The following is a 21,109-nucleotide window of genomic DNA, read 5'->3' as shown; positions in this document are numbered from 1 at the left end:
AAGTCTTTTGCGATTGCCTACGCGCCGGTGCCCATATTCAGTTGGCTGCCGGTTGCCGCGATCTTCTGGGCGCTGTTCGTCTCCGTGGCATCGAGCTTCTTGCCACCGGACCCGACGTTATTCGCGATCTCGTCCAGCCGCAGGTTCAGCTTCAGCGCGCTGTGGTCCCAGTCGGCGTGCACCTTGTCGAACGCCTGCTTGGCAGCGCCTTCCCAGCCACCGCCCGCACTGTCGACCATGTCGCTCACCTTCCGGATCGTTTCTTTGATCTTGGCGACGGAGCCCAGCATGTCGCTGCTGGCCTTCTGGGATGCGGGATCGTTTTTCACCGACATGATGTACCTGCTTTCAAAAGAGTGAATTTGCGAACAGTGACGCCGCAGCGGCGTCACCCGAGTGTGAGATGACCGCTGTTACCGCTACAGCCACCTCCCCACGGGCAACGTCTCGATCAGCGCCGTGATCGCCTGCGCGACACGATGATCGGTGCCCGGTGTGACAGTGGACCAGAGCTGCTGGTCCGCGGCGACACCCGGTGCGGCGACCACGCGGCCGCGCCCGGTGTCGTACACCGCGACCGCGCCGGGCGGCCGGGTGGTCACGCCGAACTCGTGGGCACAGACCACTATTTCGGCGTAAGCGTGACAGGACGCGAAGGCGATTCCGTAGTTCGTCGCGTCGTGGGCGGCGACGCCGAGGGCATAGACGGCATCCGCGTAGTCCGCGGAAGTCGTCGCCGCTGCGAGGCGTTCGCTCAAGTCGTGGGAAGGCGCGCTGAAATTGATGAGGTCGGCGGGTTGGGCCGAGCCGAGCGCGTCGGTGATCGGTTTGGCCAGGCTCGCGCCGGAACCGTCGCACCACAGCGTGCGGATGTCGTAGTCGTCTCCGGTGCGGATGGCGATGGCGTGCTGTTCGCCTCGGCGCGCCAGGCAGATTCGGGTGGGCGGGCCGCCGCGGAAGATCCGCGCATTCAGTTCGCAATCGGGCTGGGACAGGGTGTGCATGGCGGTGGCGAGTTCGCCGTCGAGTTCGCCATAGCTGTCGACGAGGCCGCTGCGCTCGAGCCAGGATCGGGCCGCGCGGTTCGCCGCTTCCCATTCGGCGAAGGCATCGTGGTGCGGGGCGACCGAGAGCACCACCGGCAAGGTCTGCACGCCAAGCGCCTGGGCGGCGGCGAGCACACCGTCATTGGTCAGCAGGGTCATGCCACGCCTCCCGTGGTGGCCTGGTTCGGAGCCGGGGCGGCGGGTTGCGGCGCCGTGGTCGGTGCGGCGGTCTCGGCGGCCCCGAGTACAGCCGGTGCCGAGACTATGCCCAGATCGGCGCCGATCGCATCACCCGATGCGGCGGCACGCGACTGGTAGGTCTGCTCCTGCTGCCCGGCCGCGGCGGCCGCGCCGAGCGGCGCCATGGGCGCGCCCGAGGCGGAAGTCGCGGCGGTAGTCGGCGTGAGCTCCGGAATCGGATGGGCGGCAAGGGCTTCCTCGGCGGCCACCGCCTCGGCCGCGACCGGCGCGCGATACGCCCCGAGCTTGCGCTGCGCCGCGACACCACCCACGCCGCGCAGTCCCGTCAGCAGGACACCTCCCGACATCCCGGCGGGCACGGTGGCCGTGGGCCGGACGGCCGCCTGCGCGCCCGCCTGCTCGGCCGCCAGCGGCTCGCCGGAGGCAATTACGGGTGGCTGTTCCTGCTGCCACGGCACGGCCAATGGCTCGGTGGCGGCCTCGTAGGTGCGCATTATGCGCGAGGCCGCGGCCTTCGCCACATCGGCATCGCTATCAGCCTGGGCGGCAATGGCTTTGATCGGCGCGCCGAGTCCGGCGGTCATGGCCTCTAGCGCCTGCTGCGCCTGTTTGATGGCGGCAACATCGAGTTCGCTCGGCATGGTGAGCCGAGCGAGTTGGTAGGCGGCGGCCTGCTTTTCGGCATGCACCGCATTCTGGGCCGCCGCCGCGGCGGCATCGGTGAGCCATTCGCGCAGTTTGGACACACGATGCAGCACTTCACCGCTCGACCCGGATTCCCACGCGCCGTGCAGCGAGGCGACAATGCGGTCGTAGTCGAGCACCGCCGTGCCGAAGGCGGCCGCGAGCTTGGCCCACGTGACCCCGGCCTCGGCCATCGGGGCCACGCCGGGACCGAGTGCCAGTTCCCTGGTCATCCGGTCCGGTTCGCGGGCCTCCCAGACCACACCGGTGAAACCGGGCTGCGGTGGTTCGATCATCACTGCTCCGTGTGCCCCAATCGAATTCAGGCCGAGGCCGAGCCGATGGTGTCCGCGCTGGCGGCATCGACCTTGCCGAGGCCGTCGGCCTGGGCGCGGAATGCCGCGGCCAGTTTGCGCAGTTCGAGCACGCCCGCGCCCGCGCTGTCACCGTAGGAGGCGGCGACCTCGGACATGGTGCGCGCCGCGTGCAGCGACACCTCATCGGTGCCCGCGGCCGCGACGGCGAGCGAGGGCGCGCCGTCCTTCAGTTGTGTGTCGAGCCGGTCGGCCAGTTCGTCGAGCCGGAAGGCCGCATCGCGCGCGGCCGCCGGATCGAAGCTGACACCGTGGAATTCCTGTGCCATGACAACCCTCCTCTACAGAGTCAGTTCTTTGTCGGGGGGTGTATCGGAAATGGATTCGGCCGCACCGACAACCGGCAGCGAAATCCCATCGAGCTTCCCGACGACCTCGTCGCCGTGCTGCCCGGTGACCAGGTGACTGGTCACGGTGCTCGCATCGTGCGCTTCCTTGGCCCCCGCCGCACCCATTGGCCCGCCCATCGGCATCATGCCGGGCGAGGCCGCGCCCGCACCGGGCGTGATCGCGGCGGCCCGCGCCACCGAGGCGTCCATGACCGGTGCCGACGCCGACCCGGTGAGGCCCGGCAGGGGACCGACCGACGCGGCGCGCGTGCCCGACCAGGGTGCCAGCGGCTGCGCGACCGGCGCGAAACCGCCGGGGCCGCCACCGAACCCGCCGGGGCCGCCGCCCGCACCGGAATGCGGCGCGCCGTCCACCGAGAGTTCGCGCTCGCGGTCTTCTTTCTCCTTGGCTTCCTTGGCTGCCAACTCCTTGGCCGGATCGGTCTTCGGAATCAGCAGCGGCGCGAGCTGAGTCGCGGTCTGCATACCCGTCTGGGCCATCTGCATGAGCGGCTGCACCATCTGCATCATCTGCTGCATACCCTGAGCCGAGGTGTCGGCGGCCACCGGCGCCGCGGTGACCGGGACCTTCTGGCCCACCGCCGTCATATTGGCCGAATGCGCGGCCAGTTCGGTGCGGGTCTTGACCACCGTGGCGGTGGCCTCGGCCAGACTCTCCGCCGTCTGCGCGACCAGGAAGTACTGGCCGCCGGGCGAGGCGAGCAGCGGCGAGGCCGCCGTCATGGTCGCGATGTATTTGGCGATCACCGCGGCCATGAGCGCGCCGCCGACCGCCACCGAACCCGCGCCGTCGGCGAGCACCGTCTTCTCCTGCGCGCTCTGCGTGGCGATCTCGGTGCCGTCCTGGGCGGCCTGGCCCGCCTTGTTCGCGGCCTGCATGGCGGCGGTGCTCTGCCACAGCTGCATGACCATCTGTAATGCCGTGCTACCCAACTGCATTGCGGTCTGCAAGCCCTGGGTGATGCCGCCGAGCGCCTGCATCGGATCGCCGCCACCCGGACCGGTGTTGTTCAGTACGCCGGTGCCGAAGCTCTGCTGAAGATCGGTGAAGGGGCGCATGATCGCGCTGAGATCGATGATCGGCAGCGGCGGCAGACCGGGCAGCGGCGGCATGGCGCCGATATCCGGAATCGGGCCGAGGCCGATATCGCGGAGGATGTCATTGACCGGGCGGTCGATGAGCGGGGCCAGCGAACTGCCGCGCAGCAGATCGAGGATGGATTGGTCGAGCGGGGCGGTCATCAGGGCAGCCGACGCTCGAGAGCTGTGAAGTGCGCACCCGACAGGTCCTCGGTGACCTCATAGGTGTCGGCGCCAGAGCACGTGGAGTGCGCGTGCTCTGCCCAGACATGAGCCAGCTCGCAGGTGGAGGTCGCGGTATTGGCCTGCGCGAGAGCGAAAGACGCCAGCAGATCCTGGCCGATCAGTCCGAAGACTGTCGCGGCGGTGGCCATCGTGGCGAACTGGTCGAAGGTGCCCGCCACGGCGGTCGACGTCGCCATGCTCGCGGTGGCGCCCGCATAGCCGCGCATCGCGTTGGGCACGGCCAGGATGTCGCTCATTTGAAATCCCCGATCCTGTAATGCATTTGAACAACTCGGTCAACATACCAACCGAATTGCCGGTCATGGAAGATGGTTTGCACAAAATTAAGGTTGTATCAACGATAGTGCGGTCTACTCGCGGATCTCGTCGTTGAAGGCATTGATCAGATCACCGCGCGCGGCGAACGCACGGGCCGCCGCCGCGTGTGCGGTATCGATCAGCGCCTTCTCGAAATCGGTAGGCGACATTTTCGAAATCGCCTGCGAGAAACGGAGATCAACGAGGGCGCCATTACCGTCGACGGTCACCGAAACGGAACCGTCCGGCGCGGTTTCACTCGCGGTGACCGCACCCATATCGTCGGCGAGATCGCGCAGCCGATACAACCTGCGCTGCACGCTCGCCATCAATTCATCCATGGTTTCGTACATGGCGCTCCAGCTTTCTCGCTAAACCGAGCGCAGCCAGCTCTGTGGCTCCGTCTCGTATTCTTCCTCCTCGGCCATCTCTTGACGAGCCACCTCTTCCTGCGTAGGGAGGCCGAGCAGGGCGAGCGCCGAGGGCGGCATACCCGCCTCGCTCAGCTCCGCGCGCCGCGCCAAACCCGCCCTACTGGCGGCGTGTCTACACAAACGCAGGATGTCGGCCGCCAATTCCGCAGGGGGACGCCCGAGTTCGGAGCGTTCGATCGAAATGCCGAGCGGCAGGCCGAGTTCGGTGGTGCGCACGGTGATCGCACCGGAACGCGAGGCGGCGGCCCACTCGACTATGGTCGGCTGGTCTGGTGTTGTCATGGCATTCAGGCACCTTCGTCCTTGATCACCCGCACAATGGCGGCGATCCTGGCGTTGATCAACTTGATCAAGCGCTGCCCATCGGCCGCGGCGGCGACCGGTGGATCACCATCCTCGATGACGTAGCGACCGTCGTCCAGCAGATCGCGCCATTGAAGCTGATGCCTCGTGATGCCGCGCGGGCCATAGATGGAACGGCCCTGGACGATATCTATGGTGCCGACACTGGGGGCGGCGGTATCCATGAACCGTTTGAGCCGGGCCGCTTGGTCCTGCACGGTATCGGTCGAGGTGGTGCGCAAGACCGCGGAACGACCGTAGCTGTACGCCATTTCGTCGTCGCCACCCCCTGACCGGGCGAGTGTGATGGCATCGAGCTTACCCGCATCGGCCTTCGGCATGAGCTCAACGGCGGCATCGGCGAGGGTGATCGCCTCGCATTCGGTGACGGTGTATCCGGCCGCATACGAATATTCCTTGCCGGGCGACTGGGTTACCAGGTAGCCGCGCTCGCGCCTGCGCACGGCGAGCACCCGCAGCAGATGTCGCGGTTCCCGCGGGGCACGACTATCGAAGCCATTGATCGCGATGCGCAGATCCGGCCGCCAGATCGTATCGAGCACTTCGGCGAAGGACGGATCCAGTGCCAGGCGCGCCCGGTCGAGCACCTCGCGCATTCGGCGTTCGAATTCATCGGCGCCCATGACGTCGGTGGTGAAAGACAGCGGCCACGGCAATGATTCGTGAGTCAGGTCGCGCCAGAGCGCGTAGAACTCGAAATCGGTGAACTTCCAGGTGCGGCTCACTGCTGCCCCGCCACGGGTATGGTCACGATCACCGGATCACCCAGTGCCTCTTCGAGATTCTCCGCCGACTTCAGATACTCGGCCTTCTTGGGATCCTTTGCCTGATTGGCGCCCGCAGCGTTGCCAGGATGCGGTCCGGGGCCGGGGCCGCCGGACATTGGACCCGCGAGTCCGGCCCTGGCCAATGGGTTCGCACCCGCGATCGCCTGGCCGGGCAGGCTGGCGCGGGGGAAAAGCTTTGCGGCGCTGAGTGCTTCGCGCGACATCGGGGTGGCACCGCCGAGGCCGCCACCGGGACCGCCGCCACCGCGGCCGAGTCCGGCGGCGCCATTGATATCCGGCTTCCCGAGGCCCGGAAGGCCCGCGGCGTACTCTTTGGCCTGCTCCTGCATGCCCTTGGCCGCCGCTTGTTTGGCGGCATCCACTGCGGCGGCCATGGCTTGCTGAGCCGCCTGCATGCCCTGGTCCATGCCCTGCTTGGCCTGCTGGGCAGCCTGCTCGGATTGCTGGCGGGCCTGCTGTTCGGCGGCCTGCTGCTTGGCCTGTTCATTCGCGGCCTGCTGCTGGGCGGCCCAGTCCTCGCGTTGTTTGGCCTGGTCCGCGGCGGCCCGGCCCTGCTCTTCCAATTGGGCGGCGGCGCGGGCAGCCTGCGCTCTGCCTGATTCGGGGTCCAGATAGTTCGCCGGTACCGTCGACGGGACATGTCCGGAACCACCGCCTGCGAGACCGGTCATGCCCGCCATATCGCCCATCTTCGGAACCCGTGGCATAGCACCGCCACCCGGCCCGGCACCGAGACCAGGCATGCCGCCCGGAATACCGCCGGGAACCCCTTCCCCCGGCACGCCCGGCAACTGGGGGCCAGGAGCCGCTCCTTGAATTCCAGTGGGCGGGGGCAGTTTCGGGACCATCGAGGTCGCTCTGACGCCCTCCATGTACCAGCCGGAGTATGCCTCCCTGGCGACCGCCATTATCTGCGATTCCACCTCCGGGGTCGGATCCGCGTACGGCGACCCGCCCACCGGCATGTAGGAGTGCACTACGGAAGTCCAGCCCGCGCCGTTCGAGAGCAGTCTTCCTATTTCCCGCATCCCATCGGTCAACTGGTTCGCCGCGCCGACATAAGCATCGACTGCGGCTTTCGCAGTGGTCGCTGTGTTGCCCTCCCAAACGCCGGGCGCCGTCAGGTCCGTAATCTTGTAGTGCACATCCCTGGTGCCGGTTTCGATTCGCGCCGCTATCCGGTTCCAGTCCCCGGCCATCCCGTTCAATGCGGCCGACCGCCCCTGCAGTGAGAGTCCGAGCTCGACCGCCCTGCGGTAGGTCAAGGACTCGGCATTCTCGGGCACGACTACATTTGGATTCGCTGCGAGCTTCGTCGGATCCACCGCACCCGGATAGCGCGCCGGATGCGACATCGGCACTGCGTATTTGGGGTCGCCTTTCGACTTCGCGAAAGGCGACTTGCTGCCCTCGTCCCTCGGGACCGGCGAAGGCAGACTATTCCCGTCGCTCCCGGAGGTCGTCCAGGACGGCTGCTGAGGCGCAGTGTGGACATAGGTGCTGACGGTCGTCGGCGCGTCGCCGCGATCGGTTTTGTAGGTGTACTCCTGACGATCCGCTCCCGTTTTGAGCGACTTCTCCCCCGCCTTGCTCCCGGACACCAACCTCTTGAATTCTTCGGCCGTCTCCTCTTCGGTGCCAACCATTTCCTTGGTCGCATCGAGGAAGGCGCGACCGATATGGGTCGCGGCCTCGACATACTTCGGCATTAGGTTGTTCACCAAATCCGTTGCGGCATCGCGGAACAGATCCGAAAGTCGAACGCCGGAGTCGAATTCTCCGAAGTGGTGGGCGTTCTCAGTGATATTCGAGACGACCTCGGCACTCGAGCCACCGATTTTCGATTTGCCGCCGAGATCATGGGCCGCCGCGCTGTAGATGGACAGCAGATCCGCCAGCGCGTGCACCACGTCGCCTGCCTGGTTGACATTGTTCTTGTCGAACTTGATCGTACGGCCGCGCCCCTTGCCGTCACCGCGTGCCTGACTCTGTAGCCCAGCCCACGGGGCCTGCTCATCTCCCACTGGACAACTCCTAGCCACCACGCCGGTCCGCACATACGCCGGACGTTTCCGACCTCGCGCTCATCGTGACATGATTTGGGCGACCGCGGGTTGCCGGCGCTGGGAACTTAACCAGCCCTTGAGGTTCTTTACGGTGCTACGACAGGTGTCATGAGCGGTCGTCGCGGAGGGCGCGCACGAGCGTGATCAGGCCCGAATTGATCAGGGAGGCCATCCGCTCGGCGCTCGCGCCGACTGCGGCGGCGGGGTGGCCGGTTATGGCCGCGTAGCGTCCATCGTCGGCCAGATCACGCCAATGCAGGGTGTGGCCGGGATGCCCCGCGGGCCGAAGCGGGAGTACGCCTGCGCCATCTCGATCGTTCCCACCGCGTCCGTGGCCGTGCGCTCGAACCATCATGCCCTGGTGGAGATTCCGCCCTCGAAGGTGTCGTGCACCATGGAGTGGCCGTATTCGTAGTCGAGCCCGGTCTCATGGGGATGATCCGGCACGACATCCGGCCTCCTGCCGGGCTCCGTCTGCGGCGGGCTGCGACTATGGCGCGGGCCAGGTCGGTGACCGAATATTCGGCAATTGTGAATCCTTCAGCATTCCATATGATTCGGCCGATGTGCTGTTCGATCAGGAAGGCGCACTGGTTTTTTCGCGTGGCGAGCAGGCGGACGCAGCCCTCAATTTCTTGGGCATCGCGGGCCATTGATTTGGTGCGCACCGCGACTCTGATGTCCGGGCGGCGGTTTCACGCAACACTGGAGCGAACTCTTCGCGCAGGCTCGCACGAACCGCGACGAGCTTGCGCTCGTGGTCGTCGTGGAATTCGGTGCGCGCGATGTGGGTCAACGGTGCGGGCAGGTGGCTCTCGCACAATTCGGACCAGGCGGCGGCCAATTCGGAGTCGAAAAGTTCCAGCTCAAATCTATTTGTCCACAACAGGTTTGCCCACCAACGGCGGATCACCGAATGCGGCGGCGAGATTGTTCGGCGGACACGAATCGTCACTATGACGCCGCGCCCCGAGAAGCGGAGCGCGCCCTTGATCATGTGACGCGGCGGATCGACCGTCGGTGACTATTGTGCGCTGCGAGGGTGCGCGGTGCGGGTTCTCGGGAGGTCGTCGCGTCCCCGGTTGACATGACAGGGATTCGCCCGTCAGCGCAGCGGTGCGCCACCATCGGACTCGCGCAGGAGGAACCACGTCGCTCTGCGTCCGGGCGATCCCGCTTCGCCATCGTCGCGCACCTCGACGAGCAGCACCCGCTCGCCCGGCAGACCGAGGGCGGTCAACCGGAGGTCGACGACGCCTCGGGTATGCGCCAACGAGTTCGCGGCCATATTCTCGACTTTGGCGCGCACGGCTTGAATCTGCGCCTCGTGCAGCCAATTCCAGTCGCGCAGCTTGCTCTCGGCCGTAGCGACCAGCCGGTGCGTGTCGGCCTGCCGTTCCCCCGGCGCGGCATCGAGATTCCGACCGACGGATACCCCTTCCCGCAGGCCGACCTCTCCATGGATCTCGTGGTGCATTTTCTCGAACAACCCCAGCATGGCCTCGGCCGTCGGAATCGGATTCGTCCCGAGCACCACGTTTTCGACATGCCCGCGAGTGCGAGCCCCATCCTGCGTCAGCACGACGTCGAACTCCCCGTTCTCGACGTGCTGCACCGGAATCACCAGCTGATCGGCCGGGGTCGTCCGCGCCGCGCCGGGGTGGAATCCGGCGACACCCTCGAATACCTGGCGAATCCAGCCCTGGTTGACCCCGGCGCGAGGCTCCGAACCATGGTCCGGTGCAGCGGGTTCCAGGTTCTCAACGGGCGGCTTACCCGTCACCCGGCCTTCGGTGGGTTCGTCCGCCACTGGATGGGACGGTTCATGCCCGGCTCGAGCACTCACCGGCTCCGACGGGCGTCGATGCGCGCCGCCGTCGGATTCGACCGCTGCCTCATAGCGTCGCATCAAGCGCCGGAACAGCACCTTTTCGGGTTCGCTCGCATGCCGTCCGTTGAATAACACCGAGACGAATGCCTCCGCGTACGCCTCGTGAATCTCGAGCCCGCCCCGGTTGTGCCTGCTGTATCCGCTGGTCCCCTCGGCAAGCCAGGTTTCGAATGGGGTGGCGGGATCGATTTCGCCCGACGCGGCGAGCTCGGCGAACCTGGCTCGGAGTTCCGTGTATGCCGCCGCCATTTCCAAATTCTTGCCGGAAGAATCGGTCGACATTTTGGCGACGTCCGCTATCAGGTGCGCGAACTCGTGGCCGAGAAGCGCTTCGATGGCATGCTCCGGCGGCCCGGACCAGAAACCTTCCTGCACGGCGAGCTTGCGCATGCCGTCAGCGAGCGCCGGATTAATGAGAATCCGTTCGGAGAGGGCGAGGTGCACGGACCGATTCGGCACATCACGATCACTTGTCGCCATCGCCCCATTGGCCTCCATCGGCAACGAACCGAACTTCTCCGGGCGTACACCGGGGAAGAAGTCGGCGAACAACCGAAACGCGGAATCGGCACGGTGCAGCGCATGCTGATCGGCATCGGGGATATCCAATCCGACCGGCTCGACACCGTAGTCTCGCGCCAGTGCGTCGCCGAGTGCTCTGCCCACACGAACCGATGGCGCATCCACGCCTCCGTCGACCAGCGGATCACCGGCCTTCCGCCCCCGCCATCGCTGATACTCCGCGACCACGACATCGTGTAGTGCCAGGTGGACGGGTTCGGTCGCCCCATTCTCCACCGCCGCGTAGGCGTGCGTCAGCACCTCGCGAACCCGGATCTGCCCGGCGCTGTCGACGCTCTTCGGCCCGAACTGTTCCTTCACCCAATGCAGGTATTCGGCACCATCGGCCCGCCCCGAATGTGTCGCCTCGTATGCTCGCGCCAAAATTCCGTAAACCTGCGGCTCGGCTCGCCAGCGGCCGACTCGCACCATGGCATCGGCCACTGCGCGCAGGACTTCGGTACGCACTTCTCCAGGAGAAAGATTCGAGTCGGTCAGCGTCGCACGGTCGATATATAGGGTGTCGGCTTGCATAAGAGTTTCGCTCGGATCCAGCCAATCCGCCGGATTCCTCGACTCCATACCTTTGATCTTCATCAGGACACCGGTATTCGGCCTCGATGCGTCCCCGGAAGAATCGGCGTCGTCGATTCGATCGACGTGCCAGCCGTGATCACGAGCCGCTTCGTGCACGACCCGCAGCGACTCCACTATATGAGCCGGAACCATCGACGCACCCTTGAATCCGGCTACCCGAATACCCGAATGCATCCCGGAAAACATCCGGACCAATTCGGTCAGGTTCTTGAACCGCGATGGACGCCACCGATCGGAGTCCGCGGCGTCGGCTTCCGAATGCGGTGCGTGCGCGCCCGATTCGGCCACCGCACCCTTGCGACGCGATGCTGTTCGATCATCACCCACCGATTTCTCCGCGAAATCGGTCGGTTCGGGCGAATACCTTCCGCGTGTCGGGTTCAAGATATCGCGGAATGCTTCCAAGTCCGCATCGGACCAATCCGCGCCGCTGTGCTGCCGATCGGCGGCAGGCTGCCGCGGCGATTCGGCGTCTTCGCTCGACTCGGCCGCTGCTTTCGAGCGTGTTTCGGTGCGCCCGGCATCTTCACCCTTCGCCCGCGCGCGTCCGCGCTGCTCTGCGGCAGGCAGCCGATCAACCAGCGGCGGTGCGGCAGAGCGGGTTTGATCGGGTTGGGCCGTAGGCTGCGCGGGCCGAGATGGTTCAATCGGGTCGTGGCCGGATGCGGGGACCATGGCGCCCGGAGTCTCCCGCCACGTGCCGGATCCGGTCGAGCCGCCTTGCGGAGTCGCCTCCGCCGGACGCCAATCCGCTCGGGCGGACGGCGGCACATCCGGCCCACCGGCGAACTCTTTCCCGATGCGGTTCTTGCGGTCACCGGGCAGCATCGCCCAACCCGGTTCGCCTACGCCATCGAGCCGGTGGCCACCCGCCTCTCGGGGCCTGTTCTCCAGTTGCATTGTCGCGGGGCGGATCCGGTCGGCGGCCCCGTTGGCAGCCACAGGTTCGGGCCTCGGGCGTCCTACGGGGTCGGGTGCGGCATCGTATCGGCTCTTCAAGTATTCGTACGCCACACGTTCCGGCTCTGTCGGGGCCGGACCTCGGTCGAGTACCGCCATGCCGGATTCGGTGAGTATGTGCTGCAAGTCCCAGGTTCCGTCCGGACGGAATCCATACCCGGCAAACCCGTCCCTGATCCACTTGGGCAACGTGACGTTCGGATCGATCGAACCGGCCGCACGCAGTTCCCTGAATCTGGCCGCCAACCTGCCACGCAGTTCGGCACTTTCAGCGGCTTCTCCTGCCGGGTCTCTTCGTATGCCCGCAGTATCGGCTACCGCGTGCAAACCCTCGTGGAGAACCACCCCGCGAATCGGTCGCCCTGGCCCACCCGACATATACCTCGTCATAATATTGGAGTCGTGTATGGCTTCGAGGCCACGGGGATTGATCACTCCACGTTCGGAGAGGCCGAGCATTCCGGAACGCGGCTTCGTGAAGTCGAGATCGTGGGTGACGAACCCGAACGCGTCGTCGATCACCATCGGCGCGAATCCGATCAATTGGGGATCGATCTTGGGGAAGATCCGATGTAGCAGGCGAACCACACGATCGAACTCCCGGATGTCTTCGATATCGACGCCGGGCAGGTCGAGACCGATGGCGCGCCAACCCGTGTCGCGTTCCAGCGCCGCCATGATCTCCAGTGTCTCCGGGAGGTTCGGCCGATCGCGCGGACCCCACGACTCGACAGCGGTGCGGCCACGCGCACTTTCATACTCTCGAACGACCGCGTCGTGCAGCGGCTGATAGATGGGGTGTCCCGGCGCTTGTCCACTCGCCACGAACGCGTACGAAGTGAGCAGGGCCTGCATAGTGTCGATCTCCCCTGACGGCAGCAGGCTCGATTCGCCGAAAAGTTCCGCGACGGTGCGCTGATATTCCGGACCCGACGCGGGTTTACCGAATGCCCTGGTGTACTCGGTCTCGACAATGTCATAGACCAGCGGTTCGGCACGCCAACGCCCGAGCTGCACCAGTGCGCGACCGACTGCGCGCCTCGTTTCGTCCCGAATGGAAGCCGGTGTCGCGTTCGGATCGGCAAGCCGAGCGGGATCGATCGCGAAATGTCTGGTGGACAGCCGGGTTTGGGTGGGATCGCGCCAATCCGCCGGGGGCAGAGACGATTCGTGGCCCTCCACCGCGACAACGACGTCGATCACCGATCTGGAATGCGGCCGCACGTTGCCGATTACAATCTGACCGACATCCCAGCTGTGCTCGACCATGGCCTCGTGCACACCGAGCAAGAACTCACCAACGAGTTCGGGGACAAAAGCCGAATCGTGCTTCATGACGATGACCCGCACTTCAGGGTGACGGTCGTAGAAACTGTCGATATGCTCCAGCACCGTAGCGCCGGGCTTTAGATGCCATTCCGCGGCAGTGACATCCGACTCCCGTGTGTGTTCGGCAGGTTGTTCGGAGGTCACCGGGCCACCCGACAGCGACCGCGCCCGATCCGGACCCGGTTCGGTGTCCCCGCGACCGCTCTCGGCAAGCGGCACCGTGTCAACGGATCCTCGATCGTTCACATCGACCGATCGATCCGGTAGCGAATTCGGGCCGCCCGCATCGTGATCCACCGGGCCGCCATCGGGATGGTTGTCGGGGCGGCCACCTTCGCCCTTCCCTCTTTCCTCACCGATGACGAACCAAGTGGATTTGCCGCCGGGGATATCCTGAACGCCGACCGCGTCGGAGAGTATGGCGGCCATACCTCGTCCGCGACCGCGTTCGCTCGCGGTTTCCAAGAAGGTGTCGATCGCTTCGTCCGACCACATTACGAGCGGATCGCTTGGTTCTCCCTCGCCGAGTGGGCGGCCGTACTCTTCCGGCGCATGGTTCGGATTGTTGTCGATCACCTCGCCGAACAGTTTTCGCGAGCCATATTTTCCGGAGGCCGTCAATACGACCGTCACCGGACCATCGGAATTCCCGAGCGCATTGGCGGCGTACTCGGAAACGACAACGGCGACATCGCCGATTTTTTCCTCGCCGACCCAGGCCCATTCCTTCAACTGTTCGACGGCCGCCTCGCGTAGCTTGGGTGCCAGGCGCTCACGCTCGTCCGGCGTGGTGCCCTCGGCGGGCTCGAGGGTGAATGAGACTCGAACGCCGGACTTCTCGGCGACGGTGAGGCCCGCATTCAACAGGTGCGCATCGAGTTCTCGCAGTGCCTCGGCCATCCCGATCGGTTCCGCACCGAGTTCGACGCTTGCGTAATGCACGGTGCGGCGGCCGTTTTCGCGACTGATGAGCAAGCTGACCTGTCGCGGTGTGCCATCCGCCGAGTCGACCGTCAGCGGAACGACGGCACGATTCGGGTCGAGCATTCGCACCGCACCGACCCGGTAGCCCTCGCCGAGATCCTGGAACGGTTCGACCGCCCAGGAACTGCCCCCTGCTGCCGGAGCAGATTCCGCACCGTGCTGCGCATCGGCGGCCGAGTGCGGATCGTGTTCCGTCGCATTGGGTGCCTCAGCAGGCGATGTGTGCGGCGCAGTGGCATCGAGTTCGGGGCCATGCTCCGCACGCGAACCGGATGTCGCCCGAACCGGCTGCGCACCTTCATGTTCCGCATTCGGCTCAATGCCGCTTGACGAACTGCCTCGAGTGGGGTTTACCTCTTCGCCACCCGACTTATGTGGCGTGCCAGTGGCTTCCGGTGCCTCGATGGGCGACGTCTCGTCCCGCCCACGGCCCTGAGCCTCCGATTCGCGGATCACGAACCACGATGAACGCCTGCCCTCCGATTCGGTGACACCGGCCGTTTCGGAGACGAAACCGGTTTCGCGCACCGGAGCATCGTCGATCACCTCGATCAGCAGGACCCGTTTGCCGCTGCGACCGAACGACGACCATCTGACCTCGTACGACCCGTGCGGATCCGCCTCGGCGCCCGCGATCAGTCGCGCGAGACGGTGGGTTGCTTCGCGCATCGCCTCGGGGCTGGACCAGCTCAGCTTCCGCAACTCACCCGCGATCCGGTTGTGCGCTCGCACCAACTCGACCTGACGTTGCGATCCCAGCTCCGCCGAGGGAACGCCGAAGGACAACCCGCCCGTCCTCACCGTGCTCTCGGTGAAGTCCGTACCGGGCAAGCGATCCGCGATCAGCGGGAACAGCTCTCGCAGCCGTGCCGCCGCAGCCGGGGCGTCGGTGCCCAGGCGCGCATCCTCGACATGCACGAGCAGCGAGTCCTGGTGTGTCCACACCATTGTCGCCTCGCCGGATCCGACCGTCACCGGGACATAGGTTCGGCCGTCGCCGGAGGTGTGTGGTTCGCCGAGCGCATAGCCCGGACCGAGATCGCGCACCAATCGCGCCGTTTCCCGAACAGGGGCCGTGTCCAGCACGATCTGCTCGGCCACAATCCGCTGCTGCTCTTCGGGCGGAGCCGTGTACACCCAGTCCCCGAGCCGGTTCGCCGCCAGGACGAGAGCACGCGCATTCTCGGGCATCTCCTCATCCCGCCGAGTTCCGGAATCGCCTTCGCGGGCTTCGCCGCCCGATATCGCGGACGGCCTCGAATCATGGCCGGATGCGCCTGCCTCAGCATGCGCGGGAGCATCCGGCAGCGATGCCTCGGCGGAGACGGGTTTGTTCAGCTGTTCGGTGACTCGCATATCCGGCGGCAGTATCAAACCCGCGCCGCGCAGGGCACGCTCCTCGGGAGTCAATGGCGGCGGCTCGACTTCCCCACCCGAGACAAGTAGGTCGAGGACCTTCCGCATCTTCGCGCGACGCGCTGCCTGCGGGTCGAGTTCCGGTGCGTCCGAGGCTTCCGTCCCCTTACGCGATTCGTCGACCGATGCCTCAGGAATCGAATCGCGGCCCGCACCAACAGGATCCACCGCAGGATCGGTAGTGGGGCGCTCCTCATGCGATTCGCCCGGCATCGGACGCGACTCGCCGGAATCCAGGACCTCGGGATGCTGCGCTTCGGGCTTCGCCGGACCGGTGCCGGATGCTTCCGCTTCCGGCGACACGTGTGCACCGGACGACGAATTGCCATTGCGTGCCGCCGCGTCGAATCCCGAGGGCTGGTAGCCACCATCGTCGGGATGGAACCTGTGATCGGGGCTGCCGGGGCCACGCTTGTAGTTGGTCGCGGCCGCGCTGTCTTGGCGGTCGGCGCGCCCACCCAGTTCGAGCGCGTCCGCTTTGTTCGTGAAGGTGCTGTCGCCGCGCGACGCGGCCAGTCGCGCTGCGGCGGCGCGTACTTCGGCGAGGTTGATCCGCTCCGCGTTGTGGGTCTGCCGTCCATTGTCGACAGGCTCCGGATCGGCGGCGCGTTCAGCAGTCGGCGCAACGTCGGTGTTGGACGAGCCGGTGGCCTTTCCGGGCTGTGCGGCCGATTCCGCCATAACGGCCCGCGCCTGCGCGGGGGTGATCCGCTCTGTGCGAGCGGTTTCCCCGTGTCTGTCGGGCCGAGACTCGGCTGCGGAACCGACGGGCGGTGCGGTGTCCGCAGCGGACTGTGCGGTATTGGCGGGCCGTGAATCAGACTCCGGTGCAAGGTGTTCCGGCGCGTCTGCCGCACCGGATCGGCCGGCGCCCAGTTTCGCGGCGGCCGCAGCCAAGGCGGAGCGGTCGAGCTTCACCGCGTTGTTTTCACCTGCGTATCCGTCGGACGGAGACTCAGCCGATGAGGCTCCCGTGTCGGCGGCGGATGGCTGTGTGGCACCGTTGGAAGGCGAATCAGGCTTCGGTGCAGAGGTTTCCGAGCCTTCCGTCCGGCGGTTTCGACCACCGTCACCGGCGGGCGGGGTCGGATGATCGGCCGCGCGGGCACCACCGCGATTGTCTTCGGAAACAACGAACCACCTCGATTGCCGACCATCGGGCAGTTCAGTTGCGTCGATATTCTCCGCACGGCCGCGCGTGGGATCGGGGGTCTCGACAACCTCGATGAGCAACCGCCGCTGGCCCGGTTCACCGGACACCGCCCACCGGACATGAACCGAACCCGCGGTGGAATGCAGCGAATCTGCGACCATGCCGCCGAGGCGGGCCGAGGCTTGGCCGATCCCTTCGGGATCGAACCATTTCAACTCCATCAATCGGCGCAGCAACTTGCCGGCATCGTAGTCGGCGCCACGGTCGGAGCGGGCCGCGAGTTCCTGCGCTTCCGGCTTGAACTCGACATCGGAGAACGCGGGCTCGACACCGTGGAACAGCTCACGCAGTCGCTGCGCGGCGACCACCGGATCGGCACTCGACTCGAGGTGGACGACACGCGCTGTGACGATGCCGGATTCGCCCTTCAGCTCCACCTTTGCCGTGGTGCCTCCCTCCAGCGTCACCGCTACTTTGAAGTGGCCGGGAGCGATTTCCTCGACGAGATCGACTCGAACCTCCGTGCCGGCACGTCCGAACACCTCGGCAACTGTGGCCCCGCCCGCATTGAGAACGTCGCCGAGCGGGTTGGTGGGCGTGGCTTCCGCGGCGGCGGGTTTGGCGGTGTCACCGGCGGGTTCGCGGTCGACGCCTTGCGCGAGCACCGTGTGGGGAGGGCTGTCGTCAGTGGGCAGGTGGGTCGATCCCGCCGTGTCATCTGTCAAACGGTAACTCGCCCGCGGATCGCGACCGGACGCGCCGACCGGCTTTACCCCGTCTTCATCAGTTGACGGACGGGAACCACCGAGGTCCTCACGCGCCGCACCACTTTCATGGCGAGCGCTTCGACCGCCCGCATGGTCGGGAAGGGCTGCCTCGCGTACGACGAACCAGGTGGATCGCCGGTTGTCCGCGAGCAACTCGGAGCCGCCCGCTCCTTCCGGAAGGCTCGTCGGCGCGCCGCCGCTGTCGATAACCTCGACCAGCATCACCCGCTCGCCGGGCTCGCCGAAGGTCGTGCAACGAATCATCGCGCCGCTCTCCGATACGCGCAAGCGGCTGCGGATCAATCCGTCGGCCATTTCTGCCGCAAACTCTGTGCGTGCCTCGGTCCATCCGGAGTCCTTCATGAACTCCGTCATCTGCAAGCGCGCGAAACTGCCCCATTGGACAACGCCCATTCCGACCGTACCGCTGCCCAATTCCCAACGTTGCTCGATGCGCTCCGACCACACCGGCCCACCGGGCTTGTTCAACGGCTCCAGTCGGGAATACAACGCTTCAGCCGCTCGGACCGCCTTTTCGCCGAGGTCGAAGTGGGTGAAATGAACTGTATCCTGGCCATTCTCGGGCAATACCAGCGTCAATGTGCTCTGCGGGCCACCTTCCTGCCCCAGTGTGAGCGTTACCTCCACCCGACCCGAATCGAAACGGCGTACTTCGTCGACCCGCACATGGTCTCCGAGTCCATCAACCCTGTTCACCTGTGCTCGCACATCATCGAAGACCGGACCACCTTTGGCCACGAGCGTCGGCTTCTCCGTTGCGGATTCGCGCAACTCCTCCTCCGCCGCCGCAACACCATCACGCTGCGCCTTTTCCGCCGCCGACTGCTCGCGAGCCAACTGTTCGTCGATGACTCGAACAGCGTCTGCTCTGCTTTCCGGCGCGACCCATCCCGCACCGGCTCGCATCGCGGCACGCCGGACAACCTCCCGCTCCCGTTCCGAAAGCACAACCTGTGTCGGGGCTTCGGACAAATCCACACGGGTCCGTGTCAAGTCTTCACGAGTCGAAGTCGGATCCTGCCGCGCTCCACCAGCCTCAGCCGCGCCGGACCGACCAAGATCCGGCCGTTCGCCGTCCGCCGCCGCGGCGGACGGCTCGCCGGCTTGCTTCCGGGCCGAACGACGCTCTTGCTCAGACCTTTCCCACTCTCGCGTGAAGTCCTCGAAGTCCTTCTTATTCGGGGGGAGGGAGCGCCCGTTGTCTTCCATCCACTTCTCGAGGAGATCGAGACTGGGATGCTTCTTGAGGGCGCGCAATCCTGCCGGATCCGGCGTCGGTTCCGTCGCCTCCGCATTTCCACTGCTCCGTGCAGCCGCATCGCTGTCCCCACCGCGCGACACGTGCTCCGGCACCGATTCCGACGCGGTCGCCCTGCCCCACCCGATGCGCGGATCCACCGCCTTCGGGGGCGATTGGTCCGTAGGGGAATTCGGTGCCTCGGTTGCGCCGTGAATCGGCGCATCGGCCTGTGAATTCGCAGCCCTCCGATTGCGGGGGTCATTGGCGTGCCCACGCCAATCCACCTGCTCACCGTCGGCGAATTCGATACCCGTATCACCGAGCCGACCACGCTGACGCGGCCGACTCGGGACAACAGGACTCATCTCCCCCCGAGCAGCCTTACCACCCGGTACATCCAAAGCATCCGCAGCAGTCGGAATACGACGATCCGGCAACGCACCAGGATGCACACCGCGCCCATTCGACGCGGACCGATCATGCGAGGGCGTTTGCGGTACAGCAGAAGTGGATGGCTTCGAGTCGATGGGGAGCTTGCCCGCCAGCGCCTGATCGATGGCGGAGCGATCGACACCGCCAGCGAGCCAATCGTTCAGGTGGCGGTTCAGCTTGTTCAGGTCGGCGCTGGAGCGTTCGACATCCGAGCTGAGTTCGATATCGCTGTACCGCCCGGTCCAGCGGTCGCCTTCGCGGCCGAAAGTGATGGTGGCCGTGGTGGTTTCCCCGACGACACGATTCATCGTCACCGTGACGGTCATAGAATCTTCGGAGTACGCGACCTTTTCGACACCGAACCAGGTTTCGTGGTCGTAGCCGGTGAACATCTCTTCGGCGCGAATTCGACTGCTGCTGACCTCGGCGGGATCGGGTCGGCCACCGTCGCGCCACAGTGCGCCCTGGGGTTCGCCATTCTTGTCGACCCTGGAGATATCCGCGCCGAGATCATTGAAGGTGTGCAGCGCCTGGGCGGCGTATGCCGCCGACTGGTTTGCCTTCTCACGCGGGTCCGCTGTCGGCTCGCCACGGAATTCGTTGACATCGCCGATGATGGCGACGAGTTTCCCTTCGCGGATAACGGTATGTGCGGCGAAGATCAGCTCGGACGGCGTTTTCAAGGTGCCGTAAAGCCCGCCGGGGTCGTCGGTTCGGGTGTATCGGACATCCCACGGGTCGGCGGCCAGGAAATGATCGCCGGTCGGTGCGGTGGTCAACGGTGCTCCGTCGGCGTCGAGAATCACGCCGTCCCGCACTGTGATTCGGCCCCATTCGATGGGTTTACCGCTCTGGCGGGCGTGCAGCGCCGGGTCGGCGTGCAACGTCGCATAGCCACACGGGGTCTCGTGTTCGCGGCCCGAACCGATGCGCGCGGTGTTTTCCTCGAACTCGAAGTGGACCGAAATGCCGTCGGCGGGATCACCGCGGTCGCTGACCGCCTCCACGTCCGCATGGTGCGCGTATTCCGCCAACTCGGTGAGGACGCGTGCCCGCACCGCGTTGACGGTGGCGCTGTCGGGAGCGTTATCGGTTACGTCCACCGCGAGCAGTCGCGCGCCCGGCGACCCGCTCACTGTGATCGACACCGTGCCGTCCCCGGCGGTCTGTGCCTGCATATCGCGCACAAGGTCGGCGGTTATCCGTTCCGCGTGACCGGCCTGTTCACCGTTGGGATCGCGCCAGTCCCGTGTGAGCTCCCGCAACCGCGCCACCGCATGCTCGGCGGAGCTCGAATCATCCTTGCCCGCAGTCATTTCGAGCTGAACCGTGCGCTTGTCTCCAGGCTTCGAAATCGTCACCGTCGTATGTTCGTGCCCGTTCGGGCCGACCTTGATCCGGACGACGCTGCCTGCGTCGTGCCTCTCCACGACGACCGGACCGCCCCTGACCGCCATCGCATTCGACACGACCTCGGAGACCTGCGGCGCGACATCCTCGGCATTCATAAATCCCAGTGCCGCGGCAACCCGCTGCCGCATGTCTTCGGCGTCACCGGGTCCATCGCCGCCCAGTTCGAATCGAGGCACCGGGTTCGACTCGGTGCGCGGCGGTTCGGGCTCCGCACCTGTCCGAGCCGGTGCGGACGAATCATGGTGGCCAGCAGGATCTTCCGGTGCGCGCTCCGTGCCGGCGCCAGTCGTGCGCGCAGGTTGATCGGCACCGTCCTGCGCCGCCGGGCGATGCGTGCCGGAAGCTGAATCGGCGGCAGGCTTGACGCCATCCAGTGGCCGGTTACTCGCATGCGCCTCGGGCAGTTCGGGATCGAA

General features: G+C 66.1%; 13 protein-coding genes (1 of these 13 running past the window's edge). All 13 read right to left on the bottom strand.

Annotation, left to right across the window (positions count from 1 at the left end; translation table 11 throughout):
• Positions 1-17: 17 nt before the first annotated feature.
• Positions 18-335, bottom strand: coding sequence for a WXG100 family type VII secretion target (locus tag D5S18_RS23275; protein WP_120043207.1), 318 nt, complete (start codon positions 333-335; stop codon positions 18-20).
• Between the two features lie 84 nt (positions 336-419).
• Positions 420-1,205 carry an ESX secretion-associated protein EspG gene (locus D5S18_RS23270; RefSeq protein ID WP_120043206.1) on the bottom strand — a complete coding sequence of 262 codons (786 nt, stop codon included), beginning with the start codon at positions 1,203-1,205 and terminating at the stop codon, positions 420-422.
• On the bottom strand, positions 1,202-2,227 hold the full coding sequence (locus D5S18_RS23265; RefSeq protein WP_120043205.1) for a PPE domain-containing protein: 1,026 nt from the start codon (positions 2,225-2,227) through the stop codon (positions 1,202-1,204). Before D5S18_RS23265 ends, D5S18_RS23270 begins: the two co-directional genes overlap by 4 nt.
• Positions 2,228-2,253: 26 nt before the next feature.
• Entirely contained in the window at positions 2,254-2,574 is a 321-nt protein-coding gene (locus tag D5S18_RS23260) for a PE family protein (RefSeq protein WP_120043204.1), read from the bottom strand.
• Between the two features lie 12 nt (positions 2,575-2,586).
• A complete protein-coding gene (locus tag D5S18_RS23255) occupies positions 2,587-3,897 on the bottom strand; it encodes a hypothetical protein (protein ID WP_120043203.1) in 1,311 nt (436 codons plus the stop codon).
• Positions 3,897-4,217: a hypothetical protein gene (locus D5S18_RS23250; RefSeq protein ID WP_120043202.1), complete on the bottom strand. Its 321-nt coding sequence runs from the start codon at positions 4,215-4,217 to the stop codon at positions 3,897-3,899. Before D5S18_RS23250 ends, D5S18_RS23255 begins: the two co-directional genes overlap by 1 nt.
• A 114-nt stretch (positions 4,218-4,331) precedes the next feature.
• Entirely contained in the window at positions 4,332-4,619 is a 288-nt protein-coding gene (locus D5S18_RS23245; RefSeq protein WP_500797143.1) for a YbaB/EbfC family nucleoid-associated protein, read from the bottom strand.
• Positions 4,620-4,649: 30 nt separating this feature from the next.
• On the bottom strand, positions 4,650-4,994 hold the full coding sequence (locus D5S18_RS23240; RefSeq protein WP_120043200.1) for a hypothetical protein: 345 nt from the start codon (positions 4,992-4,994) through the stop codon (positions 4,650-4,652).
• 5 nt (positions 4,995-4,999) lie between these two features.
• Positions 5,000-5,800 carry an ESX secretion-associated protein EspG gene (locus D5S18_RS23235; protein WP_120043199.1) on the bottom strand — a complete coding sequence of 267 codons (801 nt, stop codon included), beginning with the start codon at positions 5,798-5,800 and terminating at the stop codon, positions 5,000-5,002.
• A complete protein-coding gene (locus D5S18_RS34980) occupies positions 5,797-7,887 on the bottom strand; it encodes a WXG100 family type VII secretion target (protein WP_158607940.1) in 2,091 nt (696 codons plus the stop codon). The genes D5S18_RS23235 and D5S18_RS34980 overlap by 4 nt, the downstream gene beginning before the upstream one ends.
• Positions 7,888-8,035: 148 nt before the next feature.
• Entirely contained in the window at positions 8,036-8,284 is a 249-nt protein-coding gene (locus D5S18_RS23220; RefSeq protein WP_120043196.1) for a hypothetical protein, read from the bottom strand.
• 222 nt (positions 8,285-8,506) lie between these two features.
• Positions 8,507-8,926 (bottom strand): hypothetical protein, encoded by a 420-nt coding sequence (locus D5S18_RS23215; protein WP_120043195.1) that lies wholly within the window; start codon positions 8,924-8,926, stop codon positions 8,507-8,509.
• A gap of 108 nt (positions 8,927-9,034) precedes the next feature.
• Positions 9,035-21,109 carry the 3' portion of a WXG100-like domain-containing protein gene (locus D5S18_RS23210; RefSeq protein ID WP_120043194.1) on the bottom strand. 39,807 nt of this gene lie beyond the right edge of the window, so only the last 12,075 of its 51,882 coding nucleotides appear in the window; its start codon lies off the right edge, out of view — the gene reads right to left on this strand; its stop codon occupies positions 9,035-9,037.

This window comes from Nocardia panacis (genome assembly GCF_003598715.1).
Taxonomy (GTDB): Bacteria; Actinomycetota; Actinomycetes; order Mycobacteriales; family Mycobacteriaceae; genus Nocardia; species Nocardia panacis.
The sequence above is the reverse complement of the archived record's forward strand: the minus strand, read 5'-3'. Positions and strand labels throughout refer to the sequence as shown.

Coding starts and splice junctions, on each gene's coding strand:
- D5S18_RS23220 (WP_120043196.1), bottom strand. CDS start 8,284: ATGATGGTTCGAGCGCACGGCCACGGACGCGGTGGGAACGATCGAGAT.
- D5S18_RS23260 (WP_120043204.1), bottom strand. CDS start 2,574: ATGGCACAGGAATTCCACGGTGTCAGCTTCGATCCGGCGGCCGCGCGC.
- D5S18_RS23215 (WP_120043195.1), bottom strand. CDS start 8,926: ATGATCAAGGGCGCGCTCCGCTTCTCGGGGCGCGGCGTCATAGTGACG.
- D5S18_RS23240 (WP_120043200.1), bottom strand. CDS start 4,994: ATGACAACACCAGACCAGCCGACCATAGTCGAGTGGGCCGCCGCCTCG.
- D5S18_RS23270 (WP_120043206.1), bottom strand. CDS start 1,205: ATGACCCTGCTGACCAATGACGGTGTGCTCGCCGCCGCCCAGGCGCTT.
- D5S18_RS23245 (WP_500797143.1), bottom strand. CDS start 4,619: ATGGATGAATTGATGGCGAGCGTGCAGCGCAGGTTGTATCGGCTGCGC.
- D5S18_RS23275 (WP_120043207.1), bottom strand. CDS start 335: ATGTCGGTGAAAAACGATCCCGCATCCCAGAAGGCCAGCAGCGACATG.
- D5S18_RS23250 (WP_120043202.1), bottom strand. CDS start 4,217: ATGAGCGACATCCTGGCCGTGCCCAACGCGATGCGCGGCTATGCGGGC.
- D5S18_RS23255 (WP_120043203.1), bottom strand. CDS start 3,897: ATGACCGCCCCGCTCGACCAATCCATCCTCGATCTGCTGCGCGGCAGT.
- D5S18_RS23265 (WP_120043205.1), bottom strand. CDS start 2,227: ATGATCGAACCACCGCAGCCCGGTTTCACCGGTGTGGTCTGGGAGGCC.